Consider the following 18157-nt stretch of genomic DNA (forward strand, 5'->3'; position numbering starts at 1 on the left):
GATGAACCTTCAACGCATGAAGACGGCCTTCGAAATCGGCGCGACGACGGAGCCTGCGCTGTTCGAGGACGCCGACGCCGCCGTCGCCCGAATCCTGGCGATCTATGAGGAAAGCACGGCCTTCCTCCGGGCGCGCTTCCAGGATTTCGCGCGCAACGAGCCGTTCGACCGGCGGGTGCGGGCCTATTATCCCTACGTCAATATCACGACGGATACCTTCGCCCGTGTCGACACCAGGCTCAGCTACGGCTTCGTCGACGGGCCGGGCGACTATTCCACCACCATCACCCGGCCGGACCTCTACCGCGCCTATCTGAAGGAGCAACTGTCGCAGCTGATCCGGAACCACCGGGTGCCGGTGGAAGTCGGGGTCAGCAACGACCCGATCCCGATCCATTTCGCCTTCCCCGACGGCCTCCATGTCGAAGGCAGCCTGTCGCCGGAGCGGATGCGGCTGATGCGGGAGGTGTTCGACGTGCCGGACCTGGCGCTGATGGACGATTCGATCGTCAACGGCACTTACGAGGCGGCCGACGGCCACCGGAAGCCCCTGGCGATGTTCACCGGTCCCCGGATCGACTACAGCCTGCACCGGCTGAAGCACTATACGGCGACCAATTGCGAGCATTTCCAGAACTTCGTCCTGTTCACCAACTACCAGTTCTATGTCGACGAATTCATCCGCCACGCCCATGAGCTGATGGCGCGGGACGATACGGACTACGAATCCTTCGTGGAGCCGGGCAACTTCGTCACCCGTCGCGGCGGCGCGACGGAAGGGGAACCGGTGGCGCGGCTGCCGCAGATGCCGGCCTATCATCTGAGGCGGGCGGACCATTCCGGCATCACCATGGTGAATATCGGCGTCGGCCCGTCCAACGCCAAGACGATCACCGACCATATCGCCGTCCTGCGCCCGCACGCCTGGCTGATGCTGGGGCATTGCGCCGGGCTGCGGAACACGCAGAAGCTGGGCGACTACGTGCTGGCCCACGGCTATGTCCGCGAGGACCACGTGCTGGACGCCGACCTGCCGACCTGGGTGCCGGTTCCGGCGCTGGCGGAGATCCAGCAGGCGCTGGAACGGTCGGTGGTGGAGATCACGGGGCTGGAGGGCTATGCGCTGAAAAGCGTCATGCGCACCGGCACCGTCGCCACCATCGACAACCGGAACTGGGAGCTTCGCGACCATCGCGAGCCGGTGCAGCGTTTCAGCCAGAGCCGGGCGATCGCTTTGGACATGGAAAGCGCGACCATCGCGGCCAACGGCTTCCGCTTCCGGGTGCCCTACGGCACGCTGCTCTGCGTCTCCGACAAGCCGCTGCATGGCGAGATCAAGCTGGCCGGCATGGCCGACGCCTTCTACAAGCAGCAGGTCGGCCAGCACCTGAAGATCGGCATCAGCGCCATGGAGCGGCTGCGCGAGCTGGGGCTGGAAAGGCTGCACAGCCGCAAGCTGCGCAGCTTCAGCGAGGTCGGGTTCCAGTAGGCGAATCCTCGACCCGATGCGCCGGGTCGTGCTAGATAGCGCCCCCATGAGCTCCACCGACCGATCCGAGGCCAAGACCCGGTCTCCCCTTCTCCGCATGGCGCTGGAGGCGGGGCCGCTGGTCGCCTTCTTCATCGTCAACCGCATGGAAGGGATCATGACCGGGACCGCCGTGTTCATGGTCGCGACCCTGGTTTCCGTGGCGCTGTCCTACTGGCTGGAACGCCGGGTCCCGCTGATGCCGCTGATCGGCTGTGGCTTCGTGATGGTGTTCGGCGGGCTGACGCTGTGGCTCGACGACGCCATCTTCATCAAGATCAAGCCGACGGTGGTCAATCTGCTGTTCGCCGGCATCCTGTTCGGCGGGCTGGCCTTCGGTCGGGTGTTCCTGAAGCTGCTGATGGGCACGGTGCTCAACCTGACCGACGAGGGCTGGCGGCTCCTGACCTGGCGGTGGGCGTTCTTCTTCATCTTCCTGGCGATCCTGAACGAGATCGTCTGGCGCAGCCTGCCGACCGACGCCTGGGTCAACTTCAAGGTCTTCGGAATCATGCCGCTCTCCATCGCCTTCGGCGCCGCGCAGATCCCGCTGATCATGAAGCACACGATCGAGGAAGAGAACGAGGCGACGTGAGGCGGTAGGTTGCTTGCACCTCATCCTGAGCTTGTCGAAGGATGCGGGCACACATGGTTCGACAAGCTCACCATGAGGGAAGGCCGCCCCAGCCGGTCAGGTCAGGATGTTGACCAGCATGCCCCGGCGGATCGGGGTGTCGGCGGGCGGGGGTTCGAAGATTTCGGGAATTTGCGGAGCGGTCAGCGCGCGCTGTTTCGGCGCGCCTTCGCCGGCCGTTTCCGACACTGGCGGGCGCGGCTGGAAAAAGTTGGAGATCGTCTGGAGAATCGATCCCGACGAAGAAGACACCTGCATGGCGCGAACATTCCCATCGCCCCGGCCCCATCATCCCGAGCGGGAGTTTATTGCCGGGTAACGGGGCAATATTTGCCGCCCCAGCCCTTAACAAAGGGTTATCGGCCGGACGCCGTCAGGAGGGCGAAACGGCCCAGCCGACGATGCGGCGCAGGAACGCCTCGCCGGCGCGCATCTGGTCCAGCGAGATGAATTCGTCGGGCTGGTGGGCCTGCGCGATGTCGCCGGGACCGCAGACGACCGTGGAGAACCCCGCGCGCTGGTAGAGCCCTCCCTCCGTCGTGAAGGCGACCGTGCCGGTCTCGTTCGCGCCCGACCATTGGCGGGCGAGCGCGGTGGCGAGGCCGTCCTCCGGGCTGCCCTCTGCGCCCGCCGCCAAAGGCGGGACGGCGACCAGCCGCTCCGTCGTCACGGACCCGGCGGGATGGCGCGCGGTGAGCGCCGGCAGCACGACATCCCTCACATGGGTTTCCAGGCGGGCGAGAATGGCGTCCGGATCGTCGCCCGGCACGGCCCTGAACTCCCACACCAGTTCGCAGCTTTTGGGGATGATGTTGACGGCCGTGCCGCCCGCGATCGTGCCGACATTGAAGGTCGTGAAGGGCGGGTCGAACCGGCTTCCCTTCAACGGCGTCTCCCGCTTTTCCGCCGCCATGGCGGCGATGAAGCCGACGATCGAGGACGCCGCGACGATCGCGCTGGCGCCGGCGTCCGGCGCGCTGGAATGGGCCTCCCGTCCCATGATCGCGGTGCGGAAGACCTCGATCCCCTTATGGGCGTCGCAGGGTTTCAGCATCGTCGGTTCGCCCACGATCGCGATCCGGGGAGTTGGCGACCGTCCGGCGATATGGTCCAGCAGGCCCGGCGCGCCCAGGCAGCCGACCTCTTCGTCATGGGTGAAGGCGAGGTGGATCGGCCTGGCGAGCGGGCTTGCCACCATCTCCGGCACCAGCGAGAGGGCGAGCGCGACAAAGCCCTTCATGTCCGCCGATCCGCGCCCGTAGAGGCGGCCGTTGCGTTCGGTGAGGGTGAAGGGGTCGGTGGACCAGGACTGGCCTTCGACCGGCACCACGTCGGTATGGCCTGACAGCACCACTCCGCCGTCGATGCGGGGACCGATCACCGCATGGAGGTTGGCCTTCCCGTCCGGGCCGGGCACGATTTCCGCCGTCACGCCGAAGGCGGCCAGATAGGCGGCGATCCAGTCGATCAGGTCGCGGTTGGGTTTGGCCGAGACGGTGTCGAAGGCGACCAGCCGGGCGAGCAACTCCACCGAATCGGGGGGCGGATCGGCGAGCGGCAGGGTCCCCTCAGCCATTCATGCCCAGGAAGGACTGGAATTCCCGCCGGGTCTTCGGGTCGGCGCGGAACGCACCCAGCATGGTGGAGGTGACCATGGCCGCGCCGTGCTTGTGGATGCCGCGCGTCGTCATGCAGTGATGCTCGCTCTCCACCACCACGCCGACGCCGGCCGGAGCCAGCACGTCGTTGATCGCGTTGGCGATCTGGGCGGTCAGCTTCTCCTGGATCTGGAGGCGCTTTGCGAAGGCGTCGACCACGCGGGCGAGCTTGGAGATGCCGACCACCCGGCGCACCGGCAGGTAGCCGATATGCACCTTGCCGATGATCGGCACCATGTGGTGCTCGCAATGGCTCTCGAACCGGATATCCCTCAGCACGACCATCTCGTCATAACCCTCGACTTCCTTGAAGGTCCGGGACAGAAGGTCGGCGGGATCGGTTTCGTAGCCGGCGAAGAATTCCTCATAGGCCTTGGCGACCCGTCGCGGCGTATCCAGCAGCCCTTCCCGCGCCGGATCGTCGCCCGCCCAGCGGATCAGGGTGCGGACCGCGTCCTCGACTTCGCTGCGGCTCGGGCGGTCGTTCCGGGCGGATGGAAGATCGGTTGACGGGGGAAGCATGGGCTCTCTTCTAGAAGTTCCTAATGGACGGGCGCGCCGTCATGGGGGCTGTCCAGGGAGAAGGCGGGCACGGCGACGTCGAAACGGTTCCCATCGTCGGTTTCCATCTGATAGCTGCCGACCATGATGCCCGAGGGGGCATTCAGCGGCGCGCCGCTGGTGTATTCGAAGCTTTCGCCCGGTGTCAGGGTCGGTTCCTGGCCGACGACGCCCGCGCCGCTGACCTCCTGCACGTTCCCGAAGCTGTCGGTGATCTGCCAGAACCGGTTCCGCAGCCTGACCGTCCGGTCGCCATGGTTCTCGATCCTGACATGGTAGGCCCAGACATAATGCCCGTCGGCCGGCGACGACTGGTCTTCCAGGTAAGCCGGCTCGACCGATACGCGGATCGATTGCGTTTCCGCCGTGTACATCTTCAGCCTTCCGCGCTGGCGACGTTTCTAGATTCAATATCTGGGTGTTCCGATTCAGCCGGCGGATGGGGAACCATCCGTCGGCATCGGAACACTAGTCGTCCGTCGAATAGCGCCGTTCGCGGCCCCTGTCTACCGGAGGCGCATCCACCTGGGGCGCGGCTTTCGCCCCCGGACAAACGAAAGCCGGGCCAGGTCTTTCGACCTGGCCCGGCTCCGTTACGGGAACCGTTGAAGAAAAACGCTTACTGGAAGCGGATTTCGCTACGGCGGTTGGAAGGCTCGCGGACACCGTCCGGAGTGGCGACCAGCGGCTGGGTTTCACCCTCGGTGGCCGTGACGATCTCACCGGCGGGGATGCCCCCGGCGATGAGCGCCTGCTTGACGGCTTCCGCACGACGGGAGCCCAACGCCAGATTGTAGGCGTCCGGACCCGACGTATCGGTGTGACCGACAACGCTGACCTCATCCACCACACCGGCTTCATAGTCCGCGATCACCTGCGCGATGATCGCTTCGCCGGCCTCGGTGATCTCCGAACGGTCGAAGTCGAAGAACACGAAGTAGACGGCCGGAGCCTCCGGCATCGGCTGGGCTTCGATCTGCTCCATCGCCGCGAAGAAGTCATCACGGCAGGCCGCGATGTGATCCGGCTGGTGATTTTCTTCCTGCTGTTCAACCCAGCAGTCGAACTGCACCTGGGCGACCGCAGCCTCGACCGGGAATTCCTCCCGGGCGCCGCCGTTGAGCGCGTTCACCAGACGCTGACGGGCGTCCGACAGCTCGGCGATCGACCCTTCGGGCAGATCCCAATTGGAGAGTTCCTCGGGTGGCACGACCTCGCCGGCCGCGGCCCGCAGGCCCTTCTCCGCGAAATAGTCGGCGTCCGTCCAGTCGTACATCTCGTTGGCTTCGAAGTTCGCGAAGGCGCGATACTCCTGAGCCAGCTGCTGCGTGAACGGGCTGCCGGTGGCTTCAGCGTTGTTCAGCTGTTCGACCGCCATGCCGGTGCAGCCGGCCAGCATAGTCGCCCCCGCGAAAACGCTCAGGTAACGGACAGATTTCATATTGTTGTACTCCTCTTGGTCCCCTCGGAGGATAAAGTCCGCAGCGCAACGTTTGTTCCCAGGATCATGCGTCCGCTACGTTTATTCGCCCTCAGGCCCGCCACGGTTGAGCCCGTGCGCCGACTATTGGGCACCTAACCGACGCCTGGAACAATAGCAGAAATTAAGGCGGAGTTAAGCCGCGGCCGTTCTTTGGAGGTGAAATATCACAAAAAATGACGATTTCCCTATTTTGGCGGCCGTGTCAGGTCGATTGTCCGAAAGGCTGGGAAAGGGCCACCACCGGACCGTCGGCGGCTTCGGCGTCCTCGCGGTCATGTGTGACCAGCAGGATCGGCAGGCCGCGGCGGCCGGCATGGTCGAAGACGAAGGCGCGCATCCTGCCCTTCAGCTCAGCGTCCAGCCGCGCGAACGGTTCGTCCAGCAGCAGCGCCCTGGGGCGGGAAAGCAGGGTCCGCATCAGCGCCGCGCGCGTCCGCTGGCCACCGGACAGGGTCGCTGGGTCGCGATCGCCCATGCCGGAAAGCCCCGCCTCGTCCAGCGCCGCCCCGATCTCCGCGCGCCGGTCGGCGCGCTTCATCCCGACCGGCAGGGCGAAGGCCAGGTTGCCGCCGACCGACAAATGCGGGAACAGAAGATCGTCCTGGAAGAGGATACCCAGCCGCCTCTCCTCGGGCGGGCGGGTCGTCATCTCCTCCCCATCCACGCGCACCCGGCCGGCGGCGTGGAAGGCGGGATCCAGCGTGCCGCAGAGGAAGGCCAGAAGGCTGGATTTTCCGCAGCCGCTCGGCCCCATCACCGTCGTGACCATGCCCGGCGCCACGGTAAGGGAGAGCGGCTGGAAGAGGGGGCGACCGCCCACGGACAGGGAGACGGCTTCAAGCGCGAGGCCGGTCATGGGCGCAGATTCCTGCGGTGGCGGTAGAGGATCGCCGGCACCGCCATCGCCAGCGCGAACATGATGAGCGGCAGGGCGGCCTGCGCGAAGGCATAGATTCCCGCGACCCTCCTGTCCCCGCCGACGCCCAGCCCCACGGCTTCCGTCGTCAGGGTCGGCAGCCGTCCGGCGCCGGCGAAAAGCGTCGGCAGATATTGCGCCACGCTGACCGCGAAGCCCACCGCCGCCGCGAACAGGACGGGCCGCAGCAGGACCGGCAGCTTGACGCGCCACAGGGTGCGCCGGGGCGCGTGGCCCAGCGCCGCCGCGCTGCGGGCCAGACGCGGGTCCAGCGCCCGCCAGGGCTCCGCCAGCGTCAGGTAGATATAGGGCAGCACGAAGAGGAGATGGGTCCAGACGAGGGCGGGGAAGGTCCCCTCCAGCCGGAGGGTCGCGAGGCTGACCTGGATACCGAATAGGAAGCCGAGCTGGGGAATCAGCAGCGGCGTGTAGATGAGCCAGAGCGCCCCCCGGCCGGGCCGGAAGCCGGACCTGTCCTCGAACTCAAGGCATCCGACGACCAGAGCCAGCCCAATGGCGGTGGCGGCCATGGCGACGGATGCTGTGATCGCGAACGACCGTCCCAGCGCGGGCAGCGTCGACACCCAATTGTCGAGAGTCCAGCCGACGGGCCAGGCGTCGGGATAGCGCCAGCCTTCCGACAGGGACCAGAGCGCCAGCATCAGGAACGTGAGGAGGGAAACGGTTACGACGATGGCGACGCCCGTCCCGCCGGCGACGCGAAGGAACCGGCCACCGCGTCTTCCCCTGCGGCCGCTTGTCAGCCAGGGCCGCGCCGCCCCGGCGACCGCCATCTCCCCCAGCCGCCACAGGCCGGCGATCCCGATCATCAGGAGAAGCTGCAGGACCGCGCCCGCGGCGGCGACGAACCGGCGCTGAAGGTCGGAATCATGGAACCAGCCCAGCAGCAGCGGCCCCAGCGTCGGCGGCGCGGTCGGCCCCAGCAGCAGCGCCATGTCCACGGTCGACAGCCCATAGGCCAGCACCGCGAACACGGGCAGCCGCATCTGGGGGTAGAGAAGGGGCAGGATCGTCTTCATCCAGGCCATGGCCGGCCGGTAGCCCAGCGACCGGGCAACGGCCAGCGTCTGCCGGGCGGGTATCTGGTTGAGCGCTGCGAGCCCCATCAGGATCAGGAACGGCGTCTCCTTGACCGCCAGCCCCAGCAGCAGCGCCATGCCGGCGGGGTCGTTCACCGTGGCGAGGTCGGGCGGCCGGTCCCAGCCGGTCAAGCCGGGAGAGACGAGGCGCGCCAGCCAGCCGCTGGGCGCCAGCAGGAAGGCGAGTCCGACCGCGAAGGCTGCGTGCGGGACCGCCAGCAGCGGCGCCAGCGCGCGCCGCGCGGCCCGCATCGTCCGCCCGTCCGACGCCAGCGCCAGGGCGAGGATCGCCAGCGCGAGGGCGAGCATCGTCGATCCGACGCCCGTCACCACCGACAGGCGGATGGCGGTCGCGAGGCCCGGCTCCGCGAAGAGGGCGGAGAACGGCTCCAGCGACAGACTGTCGCCGCCCAGCGCAGGAAGGATGCCGACCGCCGGCAGCCAAGTTCCGGCAAGCCCGATCGCGACCGGCGTCAGGAACAGGACGAGCGTCAGCACCGGCGCCAGGACAAGCGCCCCGCCCCGCCGCCCGTTTCCCGCCGTCGGGCGGGCGACCGGCGCGGCCGGCGCGTCTAGCGGGCGTACCGGCGTCGCCATTCCCGCTCGATCGCTTCGGTCCAGGAGGGGTGCGGTTCGGGCAGCGTGCGGCCCAACTCGTCGGATGTCAGGGTGGCGACGCCGCGTGGCAGCGCCTCGAACGCGGCCGCGTCCTCAGGCGGCAGCAGCTCCATCGCGAGGACGGTCGGGTCACCCCAGATTGCGGGATCCTCCTTGCGGAGCTGCGCTTCGGGCGACAGCAGGAAGTTGGCGAACACCATGGCCCCGGCCCGGGCATTGGCGTTGAACGGGATGGCGACGAAATGGGTATTCCCGATCGTCCCTCCCTCCAGCACATAAGTGCGCACCGTCTCCGGCAGCAGCCCGTCGGCGATCGCGGCGCTGGCCTCGCCGGGATTGAAGGTGAAGGCGATGTCGATCTCCCCATCGTTCAGAAGCTGGACCAGCCGGGGACCGTCGGCGGGGAAGGTCTCCCCGTCGCGCCAGAGATGGGGGTGGAGCGCGTCCAGAAATTCCCATAGCGGAGCGGTGACGGTTTCGAAATCCGCCTCCGACACCGGATGCTGAAGCACCGACGGGTCCGGCGTCAGGGAGATCAGCGCCTGCTTCAGGAAGGTCGTCCCATGGAAGGCCGGCGGGGCCGGATAGGTGAAGCGGCCGGGATGAGCCTCCGCCCAGTCCACGAACGTCCCGATCGTGCGCGGCGGCTCCGCCACATCGGCCGTGTCGTACATGAAGACGAGCTGCGCCATGCCCCAGGGCGCTTCCAGCCCTTCCGTCGGAACGGTGAAATCGATCAGCGTGGTCGGCTTCGCCTCGGTGTCCACATAGGCGAAGTTGGGCAGCCTCGCCACGAACGGCGCGCCCAGCAGGCCGTTCTCCTTCATCGCGGCGAAATTCTCGCCATTGATCCAGATCAGGTCGACCGTACCGCCGGAATCTCGGCCGGCCGTCTTCTCCGCCAGCACCCGGCTCACCGTCTCCGCCGCGTCGCCGATCTTCACGTGGCGGACATCGATTCCGAACCGCTCCTCCGCCTCCCCGGCCGCCCAGGCGATATAGTCGTTGATCGCGGTCGACCCGCCCCAGGCGTTGAAATAGACGGTCTGGCCCTCGGCCTCGGCCAGCACATCCTCCCACTCCGCCGTCATAGCGGGGGCGGCGGGGAGCATCAGGGCAGCGGCGAAAAGCGCGGCGGCGGCTTTCTTCATCGATCTCGCAATCACGGGTGAAGGTCGCGACTGAAAGTAGAAGGCGAACGCCATTTATGTCAGCCCTGTCGCGCCACCCTCACGATGGATTGATGGCCGGTGCATTTACGAATCAACATATTGACAGCCAATCTGCTTTAGCCCCTATATGTGCGCCGTGTGATGGTTCTTCCTTCGGGGAGATGAAAAGGGAACCCGGTGCGATACCGGGGCTGCCCCCGCAACTGTGAGCGGCGAGTCCGCGCCCATCCAAGGCCACTGGGAAACCGGGAAGGCCGGGCGCTGAACGGACGACGACCCGCGAGCCAGGAGACCTGCCGTCATGCGAACGCGAAGAGGCCGGGCGGGGTGCACCGGGCGGAGCGCAAGGCGTCCGCCCTTCTGATTGCGGCCAGCCCTCGCTTTGCCCCTTTCCCCGACCGGACGGATCAACCACCGGTACGGGGGAAAGAACATGCCGGATACGCACCTTCCCAACAGCGCCCTGGCCGCCAGGCCATCCTTCCGGGTGACAATCGACCATGGCCGCGACCATCTTCTGACCGATTTCGGCAAGGCGACGCTCAGCGACCGCTACCTGCTGCCGGGCGAAAGCTGTCAGGATCTGTTCGCCCGCGTCGCGACGGCCTACGCCGACAACCGGGACCACGCCCAGCGGCTCTACGACTACATGTCGCGCCTCTGGTTCATGCCGGCGACGCCGATCCTCAGCAATGGGGGGACCGATCGCGGCCTGCCGATCTCCTGCTTCCTCAACGCCGTCGGCGATTCGCTGGACGGCATCGTCGGGACCTGGAACGAGAACGTCCAGCTCGCCTCCAACGGCGGCGGCATCGGCACCTGGTGGGGCGGCGTCCGCTCGATCGGGGAGGCGGTGAAGGGCTGCGGCCACACCTCGGGCATCATTCCCTTCATCCGGGTGATGGATTCGCTCACGCTCGCGATCAGCCAGGGCAGCCTCCGGCGCGGTTCGGCGGCGGTCTATCTGGATGTTAGTCATCCGGAGATCGAGGAATTCCTGGAGATCCGCAAGCCGTCGGGCGACTTCAACCGGAAGAGCCTGAACCTCCATCACGGGATAGCGATCAGCGACGAGTTCATGGAGGCGGTGCGCGAAGACGCCGATTTCCCGCTGAAGAGCCCGAAGACGGGGGAGGTGCTGCGCACCCTCAAGGCTCGGGAGCTGTGGCAGAAGATACTGGAGATCAGGCTCCAGACCGGGGAGCCCTACCTGCTGTTCGCCGACACCGCCAACCGGGCGCTGGCGGGCCACCAACAGGCGCTGGGGCTGAAGGTGACGACATCGAACCTGTGCAGCGAGATCCTGCTGCCGACCGGACGGGACCATCACGGCCGGGAGCGGACGGCGGTCTGCTGCCTCGCTTCCGTCAATGCGGAGCGCTATCCCGAATGGTCGGACGATCCCCGCTTCGTCGAGGATGTCATGCGGTTCCTGGACAATGTGCTCCAGGACTTCATCGATCGCGCGCCGGAGGGGATGGACCGCGCGACCTATTCGGCCATGCGGGAACGGTCGGTCGGGCTGGGGCTGATGGGCTTCCATTCCTTCCTTCAGTCCCAGGGCGTGCCGTTCGAATCCGCCGTCGCCCGAAGCTGGAACCGCACCCTCTTCCGCCATCTGCGGGAAGGCGCGGACAAGGCGTCGCGCAAGCTGGCGGTGGAGCGCGGGCCCTGCCCGGACGCGCTGGACGCGGGCGTGATGGAACGGTTCAGCCATAAGCTGGCGGTCGCGCCCACGGCGTCGATCAGCATCATCTGCGGCGGCGTCAGCGCCTGCGTGGAGCCCATCCCGGCCAATGTCTACACCCACAAGACCCTGTCGGGATCGACCACCGTCCGCAATCCGCACCTGCGCGAGGCGCTCGTCCGGCGCGGGATGGACAGGCCGGAAATCTGGGCCTCGATCCTGGAGCATGACGGGTCGGTCCAGCATCTCGACGGGCTGTCGGTTGACGAGAAGGCGTGCTTCCGCACCGCGTTCGAGATCGACCAGCGCTGGGTGGTCGATCTGGCCGCTGATCGCGCGCCCTTCATCTGCCAGGGCCAGTCGATCAACCTCTATCTGCCGGCCGACATCGAGAAATGGGATTTGATGATGCTGCATTGGCGGGCGTGGGAGGCCGGTGTGAAGAGCCTCTATTACTGCCGGTCGAAATCCGTCCAGCGGGCGTCCTTCGCCGGGGTGGAGGCCGACAATACGCGGGCCTGGCCGGAACGGCAGCTTGCCCGCACCGACTATGACGAATGCCTGTCCTGCCAGTAATCCGGGAGACTTTCAGAATGACAACCGAACAAGCCGTCGCCGCGCCCGGCCTGCTGACTCCGTCGAAGGGCTACAAGCCGTTCCGCTACCCCTGGGCGTTCGATTTCTGGCAGCGCCAGCAGCAGGTCCACTGGCTGCCGGAGGAGGTGCCGCTGGGGGAGGATTGCCGCGACTGGGCCGGCCGCCTGTCGGACGGGGAGCGGAACCTGCTGACCCAGATCTTCCGCTTCTTCACCCAGTCGGACGTGGAGGTGAACGACAACTACATGGACCGCTACGCCCGTGTCTTCAAACCGACCGAGGTGAAGATGATGCTGGCCGCCTTCTCCAATATCGAGACGATCCACATCGCCGCCTACGCGCTGCTGCTGGAGACGATCGGCATGCCGGAGACGGAGTTCGCGGCCTTCCTCGACTATGAGGCGATGAAGGACAAGCACGACTACATGCAGGGCTTCGGGGTGGAGACGCCGGGCGACATCGCCCGGACGCTCGCCATGTTCGGCGCCTTCACCGAAGGGCTGCAGCTCTTCGCCAGCTTCGCCATGCTGCTGAACTTCCCCCGCCACGGGAAGATGAAGGGCATGGGGCAGATCGTCTCCTGGTCGGTTAGGGACGAATCGCTCCATTGCGAGGGCATGATCAAGCTCTACCACGCCTTCGCGAAGGAGACCGGCTGCCTGACGCAGGCCGTGAAGGACGACATCGTCGAGAACGCCCGGACGGTCGTGGGGCTGGAGGACCGCTTCATCGACCTGGCGTTCGAACTGGGACCGGTCGAGGGCATGGATGCCGACGACATCAAGCGCTACATCCGCTACATCGCCGACTGGCGGCTGGGGCAGTTGGAACTGCCGGCGCTCTATGGGGTGACGGAACATCCGCTGCCCTGGCTGACGGAGATCCTGAACGGGGTGGAGCACGCCAATTTCTTCGAGGCCCGCGCCACGGAATATTCCAAGGCGGCCACCAAGGGCTCCTGGCACGGCGCCGACGGCGCCTGGGCCGCCTTCGACGAACGGCAGAAGGCGCAGGCTCCCGGCCGCTCTTGAAGCGGCTCTGATAATCTAGCTCATGCCAGCGTCAGAAGGGCAACTCCGGCGAGGATGACCATGACGGCAATCCGAATGGTCAGCGTCCGCAGCGTGATCTCAAGATCCCGCTTGGTCACAAACGTCGTTCGATCGTGATCAAGGTGAGCCATGCCAACACCTTCGCCGGTTGCTGCCGCAGCTTCTATTTGCAGCGATGTTCTTATGGTATCACTTCGCCGGGCGGCCATGAACCCGCGGATGGTCCGTCGGCCGCTCTTGAAGCGGCCACGGCGGTCACCTATAAGGAGGCTCGGCGCGGGCGTAGCTCAATGGTAGAGCAGAAGCTTCCCAAGCTTACGACGAGGGTTCGATTCCCTTCGCCCGCTCCAGGTTTTTTTGATTTTTTGGGACAATTTGGGACACTGGCCGCCAGTCGGCTCCAGCGAGCGTCCCCCAGCGAGTGTCCCATGGCATCCATCATAAAACGCGGTCCCCACCAGTTTCAGGCGAAGATCCGCCGAGGGGACTACAAGCGGTCGGAAACTTTCGAAACGCGCAAGGCGGCCCGGGACTGGGCTGCCAGGATCGAGGCCAAGCTCGACGGCAATGAGCACGTCGATCCGACCCGGGCGAAGTCCACCACACTCCGGGAAGCGCTCATCTGGTATCGCGATCACGGGATGGCGCACAACAAGCCTAACGCGAAGAATGAGCGATCTAAAATCAACTACTGGCTGCGAACAGAATTCGCGAGCTGGTCAATCGTATCTCTGAAAAGTTGGGATTTGATCGCTTGGCGCCGTCGCGTTCTGGATGAAGACGGCGCGGATGATGGAGAGTCCGTCGGCCCGGAAGCCGAGTGCTCCGCACAAACGGCAACTCATCGGCTGAACCTCCTCTCGCAGGTCTACCAGCGTTGGGGCCAGGCTCATGAGATATCGCTGGCGAACCCGGTCGGCAAAGGTGTTCGACCATCCGCGTCCGCGGGCAGAGATCGGCGGCTCGATCCCCACCAGGACACCAGCGGGGTCGATGAGGAAGAGCGAATGCTCGCCGCACTCCGATCCTCCTCGCGGAAATGGCTGGCAGACGCTGCGGTCATCGCGGTGGAAACCTGCCTGCGCCAGACTGAACTCGCCGAACTGACTTGGGACCGGGTGCGCCTGGACGGCAAGTACCCGTTCGCCCAGCCGGACAAGACCAAGAATAAGTGGAAGCGCAGAACGCCGTTGTCGGCACGCGCCGTCTCGGCGTTCCGGGAGCTGGTCGATGGCGGTGAGAAGCCGCGAGCGGGGAAGGTGCTGCCGATCGAGTCCGGCAACGCGATCGGCCAAGCCTTCCGCTCGGTGATCACGGATGAAGCCTTTCCTGACCTTCGCTGGCATGACCTCCGCCACGAGGCGATTTCCCGCCTTTTTGAGACCACCGATCTGCGCGACACCGAGATCATGGCCATCTCGGGCCATCTCACGCCATCAATGCTGGCACGGTACACCCACCTCCGGGGCAACAGATTGGCGCCACGGCTCAACGGATCCACGTCTCCAGTTCCCCGACTCGCAGTCGAATGGAACGAGAGCGGTGATGCGATCACCGTCGTGGAGTTTCGGGGCGATAGGGGCGGTCGGATCGTGGAGCTCAGATCCCAGGGCCTGCAGGAAGACGATATCCGCGTGCTCGAGGACGCAGCCGCTGCGTTCGTGGCGGTCGTGACCAGAGTCGCGGCGGGGCTCCCGACAGAATCCCGGATTCTGGAGGACGCCGAGGCTGTGGTCCGCAAGCCGTCAAGGCGGCAGAAGCTGGCTAAAACGTCGCGGCGCAATGCCTCCGGATCTGCGGTGGCTGCGGTGTAAAGGCTGTCCGTTTCGGGCTTCGATGAATTTTTTGGAAAAACGCGGCAGCTCAATTTGCCCTACAGCCCTATGAACCCAAATGGGCTTTATCTGCCAGCCCATAGCGGTGCGCTTGAAAGAATAGCGCCTCGCAGTCGCTAGGGTGTAGTTCGTCTGGGAGAACTGGCCATCGGGGCCGTGCGAGTGCTGGAAAGCATCGCCCGGTACGGCCGGTAGGAAACCAACCTACCGGAGCAAGGGTTACGCCTCGACCGGGAGGCGTGCGACAGTTCCAGGTGCCTACGGTAGTCGACGCGTGGCAGCGCGGCGATCGAGAAACCGTGGGTTCTATTCTTGTCATCTCAACGTTACCTCACAACGCAAGGCGCTGCCAAATATCTCGGAATTTCCGTTTCATGGCTGGCACACAAACGCGGCTCAAGCGAAGGACCCCCAGCGATCGCGATCCCGGGAACCCGGCTTGTGCGCTACGACATCGAAGACCTGGACGCCTATATGGTAGCGTTGAAGGGGATTTGTAACGGAAGCGGCGGATCCATTTCTCCGACGATGACCAAGCGCCGTCGAAGAGGGCGTCCGACGAAATCCGAGACTATCCTGCGCCGCCGCACTGGCGCGCGGCCTGACAACTGATCGGTGCCTCACCTGTGGGCAAGGGCGGGTCAGCTTTCTGGTCGCCACCGCGCAGAAGATGGTGCGCGCTATGTGAACCCATGGGTGCGGCCGCTGATCAAGCCAACCATGGATCTGAATTTGCGCACCGTTCAGCGTGGTGTCGAAGATCCTCGGGATGGCCGAATCCCGGTGCTCGGTCTGGGCTAAGCTGCGCAGCGCGGAGCATCGGCGACACGCCGGGGACGAGAGATATCGCGATTCCCTTTGTCGCCGCGGGCGACGACGTAGGCCCGCTGCTCGGCCTGACGATCGGCGCGAAATCGAGGAACCGCATCCCAATGCTTCGCGGTGATCGCAGCCTTGCTGTCCACTCAGCAGCTTGCCCGCAGGCTCGGTCATGTATGTGCGGAGGACACCGCTGACGGTGAGGCCTTCTTCCGGCCCGGTCGGGTCGGCCGGCGCGGCTTCGGTTCGCCTGCCGAGCAACTTGATTTGCCGCTCTTGAGCTGCAATGAAGCCGTATGTCCCCTTCTGTACGAACCGGACGTTGCGCTTGGTGGGATCATAGTAGTGGATCTGCCAGAAGGAACTCTTAGGGCGCCTGGCGCGCTAGGGGCCGCCGCTGGCGCTGCGGTGGCGGGGCGTGGTGCGGGGCCTTTCCACGTCGTTTGAATGAACGCTGTAATGGCGGCGTTGGGAATGACGATCTTGTCGTTCGGATATCGGCAGTGGCCGATAACCCCGGCCTCAGTCCACGCTTCGATCGTCTCGGAGTCGACGCGCAGAAGCTCCGCCGCTTCCTCTATCTCATAGAGGCGGCGCTCCTGCAGTGCAGACGTGGACCGATATCCGGTGGTTACTCGGGAAATGAGGGTCGGCATCGGCAACTACCTTCTCGCAACCGAGTGCAGAAATTATGGCGATCGGTTTGTGCTCGCTCTCAATGAGACGACTGGCAGAGGACTATAAGTTCGTCTCGCAGCATCGCATAGGCCGGATTGATTGAATGACTTGGATCCAGAACTAAGTTCGATGGGAGCGACCGTTCAGCATCAAGAACTGCCCCGCCAATTTGGCGGGGCTTTTTTGTCTCGGCCGCGCAGATCAGGAACCGATACGCAGCTTGCCATGGGGACGCCGTGTCGTGCGGTGTCCACGGAATTGAGGCCTAGGGTTGTGCTCCAAAAGAGCGGAAAAATTCTCGTTTTTTCTAGCTAACCAGCTGAAATGTAACAATAGTGTTGTTCAACGTGCCCCCCAACGTGCTGGCAACGTGCTCACCATCGCCAGGCTCGTGCGTCCCGTGCCGGGACGGTGTCCGGGGGTTGCCCCACCGCCGGCCACTGGGGCCGATGGTGGGGCGACGGCTACCGGCGGCAGCGCTGACAGAGTAGACGGACCGATTTATCGCTGTCGGCATGCCAGCGGACTTTGACCCCGACCTGGAGCAGGTCGGTGAGCCGCGCAGCGATCTCGCGACCCTGGCGGCGGCGGGCCCGGGCGGCGTCGGCTGTTCCGGGCGCGTCGCTGGCCAATGCCTGGTAGAGGTGAAGATCCTCTATCAGGGCCTCCACCCGCCTGGTCTGCCGTGGCGCGAGCCATGAGACGGGCTCGGTCTCGACGCCGCCGCCGCGGCCGATGACCGTTAACAGGTCGTCCCGCCAGGGTTCCCAGATGACGTGATGGGTCCGCGCGCTGTTTGTCGATGTGCGCATAAGTTGCTCCTTGATTGCGATCACCAACTGTGATCAAGAGCAGCGCGGGGCCTGGCGGGTGTCTCTGGGGAGGGTGGCCCGGCCTTCCGTGAAGGAGAGGCCGGGACATTCCATGACCGATGGATCGTCGGGCTATTGGTCGGGCTCCACGCCGAGAGGCCGGCCGAGACGGTAGTAGCGGCTGACGGTGCGGGCGATACCGCGTGTCTCGTCGATCCAGACCAATTGGGACGTTGTGATCCATCCCCCATCCCGCAGATGCGGATGGCCGGTGACGACGCCGATGAGCCCATCCGGCGGGTCGAGGCTATAGGACCAATGGTCGAGCAGGGGCGCGGTGTCGAGATCGACGCCGGGCGGGATCTCATCGCGCTTCAGGTAAGGGAATTCGCGCTGCAACTGCTCGAGCAGCGCTTTGGCTTCCTCGCGGGTTCGATACATGGGTGGTGTCCTGAAAGGGTTGCGACGGCCGGCATGGGTCGCCGATCGCGTCGGGATGAAGGGGTTCGCCGGCCCTAGCGCCGGCAGAGCAACTCGATGGCGTCGCCACCGACGCCGGGGCGCCAGTGAACGGCGACGCGGAGCTCGGCCAGCGCGGCGATGTCGGCGGTGATCTCCCGGACTTGCGTCCGGACCGCCCGAGGGCCGTCGGGAATATCGTCCATCCGCCGGTAGAGGCATTGGTAGGTCAGTAGATCGTCGAGAAGATCGTGCAGCCGGCGAGCCTGGTGAGGCGCTAGCCATGGGGCTGGATAGATCCGGACCGGCCCGCCGGTGGCGAGGGTGGCGTAGGCGCCGCGATCCCACGGCCGCCAGTGCGGAATTGTGATCAGGTCCCCCGCGCTGGCTGGGGAAGAATGCATGATGTTGCTCCTTGATGGGTTGTTGCGATCAAGAGCAGCGCGGGGTCGGTTACGGTGCAGGGCTTCGGCCCTGCGACGCCATTGTCGTAGCGATCAGGTGGTTTTCTTCATTCTCCATATTTCCCCTGAGCGGAGCGTCCGGGG

At 65.6% G+C, this 18157-nt stretch carries 17 protein-coding genes, 1 tRNA gene and 1 riboswitch; of the genes, 6 read left to right on the top strand and 12 right to left on the bottom strand.

All coding sequences use genetic code 11. The annotated features are described in order from the left end of the window. Position 1: 1 nt before the first annotated feature. Together AAFN89_RS05320 and AAFN89_RS05325 are read left to right on the top strand one after the other, a co-directional pair. Positions 2–1489: an AMP nucleosidase gene (locus tag AAFN89_RS05320; RefSeq protein ID WP_347536656.1), complete on the top strand. Its 1488-nt coding sequence runs from the start codon at positions 2–4 to the stop codon at positions 1487–1489. 46 nt (positions 1490–1535) lie between these two features. Beyond that, positions 1536–2123, top strand: coding sequence for a septation protein A (locus AAFN89_RS05325; protein WP_347536658.1), 588 nt, complete (start codon positions 1536–1538; stop codon positions 2121–2123). A 96-nt stretch (positions 2124–2219) separates the two neighbouring features. On the opposite strand, the gene AAFN89_RS05330 is transcribed toward AAFN89_RS05325, so the two are convergent. The 8 genes from AAFN89_RS05330 to AAFN89_RS05365 form a co-directional block, all read right to left on the bottom strand. Beyond that, the gene (locus AAFN89_RS05330) at positions 2220–2420 is read right to left on the bottom strand and encodes a hypothetical protein (protein WP_347536660.1); all 201 of its coding nucleotides are present in this window, start codon (positions 2418–2420) and stop codon (positions 2220–2222) included. 115 nt (positions 2421–2535) lie between these two features. Further along, positions 2536–3738: an acetylornithine deacetylase gene (argE, locus tag AAFN89_RS05335; RefSeq protein WP_347536662.1), complete on the bottom strand. Its 1203-nt coding sequence runs from the start codon at positions 3736–3738 to the stop codon at positions 2536–2538. After that, positions 3731–4342 (bottom strand): GTP cyclohydrolase I FolE, encoded by a 612-nt coding sequence (gene folE / locus AAFN89_RS05340; RefSeq protein WP_347536664.1) that lies wholly within the window; start codon positions 4340–4342, stop codon positions 3731–3733. The genes argE and folE overlap by 8 nt, the downstream gene beginning before the upstream one ends. A gap of 20 nt (positions 4343–4362) precedes the next feature. Beyond that, positions 4363–4755: a Co2+/Mg2+ efflux protein ApaG gene (gene apaG / locus AAFN89_RS05345; RefSeq protein ID WP_347536666.1), complete on the bottom strand. Its 393-nt coding sequence runs from the start codon at positions 4753–4755 to the stop codon at positions 4363–4365. 245 nt (positions 4756–5000) lie between these two features. Beyond that, positions 5001–5822: an OmpA family protein gene (locus AAFN89_RS05350; RefSeq protein WP_347536668.1), complete on the bottom strand. Its 822-nt coding sequence runs from the start codon at positions 5820–5822 to the stop codon at positions 5001–5003. A gap of 244 nt (positions 5823–6066) precedes the next feature. Next, positions 6067–6720, bottom strand: coding sequence for an ATP-binding cassette domain-containing protein (locus AAFN89_RS05355; protein WP_347536671.1), 654 nt, complete (start codon positions 6718–6720; stop codon positions 6067–6069). Further along, a complete protein-coding gene (locus AAFN89_RS05360) occupies positions 6717–8477 on the bottom strand; it encodes an ABC transporter permease (RefSeq protein ID WP_347536673.1) in 1761 nt (586 codons plus the stop codon). The genes AAFN89_RS05355 and AAFN89_RS05360 overlap by 4 nt, the downstream gene beginning before the upstream one ends. Continuing rightward, the gene (locus AAFN89_RS05365; protein WP_347536675.1) at positions 8453–9649 is read right to left on the bottom strand and encodes an ABC transporter substrate-binding protein; all 1197 of its coding nucleotides are present in this window, start codon (positions 9647–9649) and stop codon (positions 8453–8455) included. The genes AAFN89_RS05360 and AAFN89_RS05365 overlap by 25 nt, the downstream gene beginning before the upstream one ends. Positions 9650–9795: 146 nt before the next feature. Continuing rightward, a riboswitch (cobalamin riboswitch) is annotated at positions 9796–9986 on the top strand. 117 nt (positions 9987–10103) lie between these two features. On the opposite strand from AAFN89_RS05365, the gene AAFN89_RS05370 reads away from it, so the two are divergent. Together AAFN89_RS05370 and AAFN89_RS05375 are read left to right on the top strand one after the other, a co-directional pair. After that, a complete protein-coding gene (locus AAFN89_RS05370; RefSeq protein WP_347536678.1) occupies positions 10104–11933 on the top strand; it encodes a ribonucleoside-diphosphate reductase subunit alpha in 1830 nt (609 codons plus the stop codon). A 17-nt stretch (positions 11934–11950) separates the two neighbouring features. Further along, positions 11951–12985 (top strand): ribonucleotide-diphosphate reductase subunit beta, encoded by a 1035-nt coding sequence (locus AAFN89_RS05375; protein WP_347536680.1) that lies wholly within the window; start codon positions 11951–11953, stop codon positions 12983–12985. Positions 12986–13005: 20 nt separating this feature from the next. Here AAFN89_RS05375 and AAFN89_RS05380 read toward each other — a convergent pair whose 3' ends face one another. Beyond that, on the bottom strand, positions 13006–13215 hold the full coding sequence (locus AAFN89_RS05380; RefSeq protein ID WP_347536682.1) for a hypothetical protein: 210 nt from the start codon (positions 13213–13215) through the stop codon (positions 13006–13008). 67 nt (positions 13216–13282) lie between these two features. Between AAFN89_RS05380 and AAFN89_RS05385 the strand changes: the two genes are divergently transcribed. Then, positions 13283–13356, top strand: a tRNA-Gly gene (locus tag AAFN89_RS05385). Between the two features lie 78 nt (positions 13357–13434). Continuing rightward, positions 13435–14820, top strand: a complete 1386-nt coding sequence (locus AAFN89_RS05390) for a site-specific integrase (protein ID WP_347536684.1) — start codon at positions 13435–13437, stop codon at positions 14818–14820. 1982 nt (positions 14821–16802) lie between these two features. Here the strand turns inward: AAFN89_RS05390 and AAFN89_RS05395 are convergent. The 3 genes from AAFN89_RS05395 to AAFN89_RS05405 all read right to left on the bottom strand — a co-directional run bounded on the left by AAFN89_RS05395 (position 16803) and on the right by AAFN89_RS05405 (position 18013). After that, positions 16803–17150, bottom strand: coding sequence for a hypothetical protein (locus AAFN89_RS05395; protein ID WP_347536686.1), 348 nt, complete (start codon positions 17148–17150; stop codon positions 16803–16805). A gap of 132 nt (positions 17151–17282) precedes the next feature. Beyond that, positions 17283–17591: a DUF6634 family protein gene (locus tag AAFN89_RS05400; RefSeq protein ID WP_347536688.1), complete on the bottom strand. Its 309-nt coding sequence runs from the start codon at positions 17589–17591 to the stop codon at positions 17283–17285. Positions 17592–17665: 74 nt separating this feature from the next. After that, positions 17666–18013, bottom strand: coding sequence for a hypothetical protein (locus AAFN89_RS05405; protein WP_347536690.1), 348 nt, complete (start codon positions 18011–18013; stop codon positions 17666–17668). Between the last annotated feature and the right edge of the window lie 144 nt (positions 18014–18157).

The organism is Inquilinus sp. CAU 1745, from assembly GCF_039839375.1.
Lineage (GTDB): Bacteria > Pseudomonadota > Alphaproteobacteria > DSM-16000 > Inquilinaceae > JBDOQU01.

Bases quoted from the DNA above. Each gene is read 5' to 3' on its own strand.
- AAFN89_RS05320 (WP_347536656.1), top strand. From the start codon at position 2: ATGAACCTTCAACGCATGAAGACGGCCTTCGAAATCGGCGCGACGACG.
- AAFN89_RS05325 (WP_347536658.1), top strand. From the start codon at position 1,536: ATGAGCTCCACCGACCGATCCGAGGCCAAGACCCGGTCTCCCCTTCTC.
- AAFN89_RS05330 (WP_347536660.1), bottom strand. From the start codon at position 2,420: ATGCAGGTGTCTTCTTCGTCGGGATCGATTCTCCAGACGATCTCCAAC.
- argE (WP_347536662.1), bottom strand. From the start codon at position 3,738: ATGGCTGAGGGGACCCTGCCGCTCGCCGATCCGCCCCCCGATTCGGTG.
- folE (WP_347536664.1), bottom strand. From the start codon at position 4,342: ATGCTTCCCCCGTCAACCGATCTTCCATCCGCCCGGAACGACCGCCCG.
- apaG (WP_347536666.1), bottom strand. From the start codon at position 4,755: ATGTACACGGCGGAAACGCAATCGATCCGCGTATCGGTCGAGCCGGCT.
- AAFN89_RS05350 (WP_347536668.1), bottom strand. From the start codon at position 5,822: ATGAAATCTGTCCGTTACCTGAGCGTTTTCGCGGGGGCGACTATGCTG.
- AAFN89_RS05355 (WP_347536671.1), bottom strand. From the start codon at position 6,720: ATGACCGGCCTCGCGCTTGAAGCCGTCTCCCTGTCCGTGGGCGGTCGC.
- AAFN89_RS05360 (WP_347536673.1), bottom strand. From the start codon at position 8,477: ATGGCGACGCCGGTACGCCCGCTAGACGCGCCGGCCGCGCCGGTCGCC.
- AAFN89_RS05365 (WP_347536675.1), bottom strand. From the start codon at position 9,649: ATGAAGAAAGCCGCCGCCGCGCTTTTCGCCGCTGCCCTGATGCTCCCC.
- AAFN89_RS05370 (WP_347536678.1), top strand. From the start codon at position 10,104: ATGCCGGATACGCACCTTCCCAACAGCGCCCTGGCCGCCAGGCCATCC.
- AAFN89_RS05375 (WP_347536680.1), top strand. From the start codon at position 11,951: ATGACAACCGAACAAGCCGTCGCCGCGCCCGGCCTGCTGACTCCGTCG.
- AAFN89_RS05380 (WP_347536682.1), bottom strand. From the start codon at position 13,215: ATGGCCGCCCGGCGAAGTGATACCATAAGAACATCGCTGCAAATAGAA.
- AAFN89_RS05390 (WP_347536684.1), top strand. From the start codon at position 13,435: ATGGCATCCATCATAAAACGCGGTCCCCACCAGTTTCAGGCGAAGATC.
- AAFN89_RS05395 (WP_347536686.1), bottom strand. From the start codon at position 17,150: ATGCGCACATCGACAAACAGCGCGCGGACCCATCACGTCATCTGGGAA.
- AAFN89_RS05400 (WP_347536688.1), bottom strand. From the start codon at position 17,591: ATGTATCGAACCCGCGAGGAAGCCAAAGCGCTGCTCGAGCAGTTGCAG.
- AAFN89_RS05405 (WP_347536690.1), bottom strand. From the start codon at position 18,013: ATGCATTCTTCCCCAGCCAGCGCGGGGGACCTGATCACAATTCCGCAC.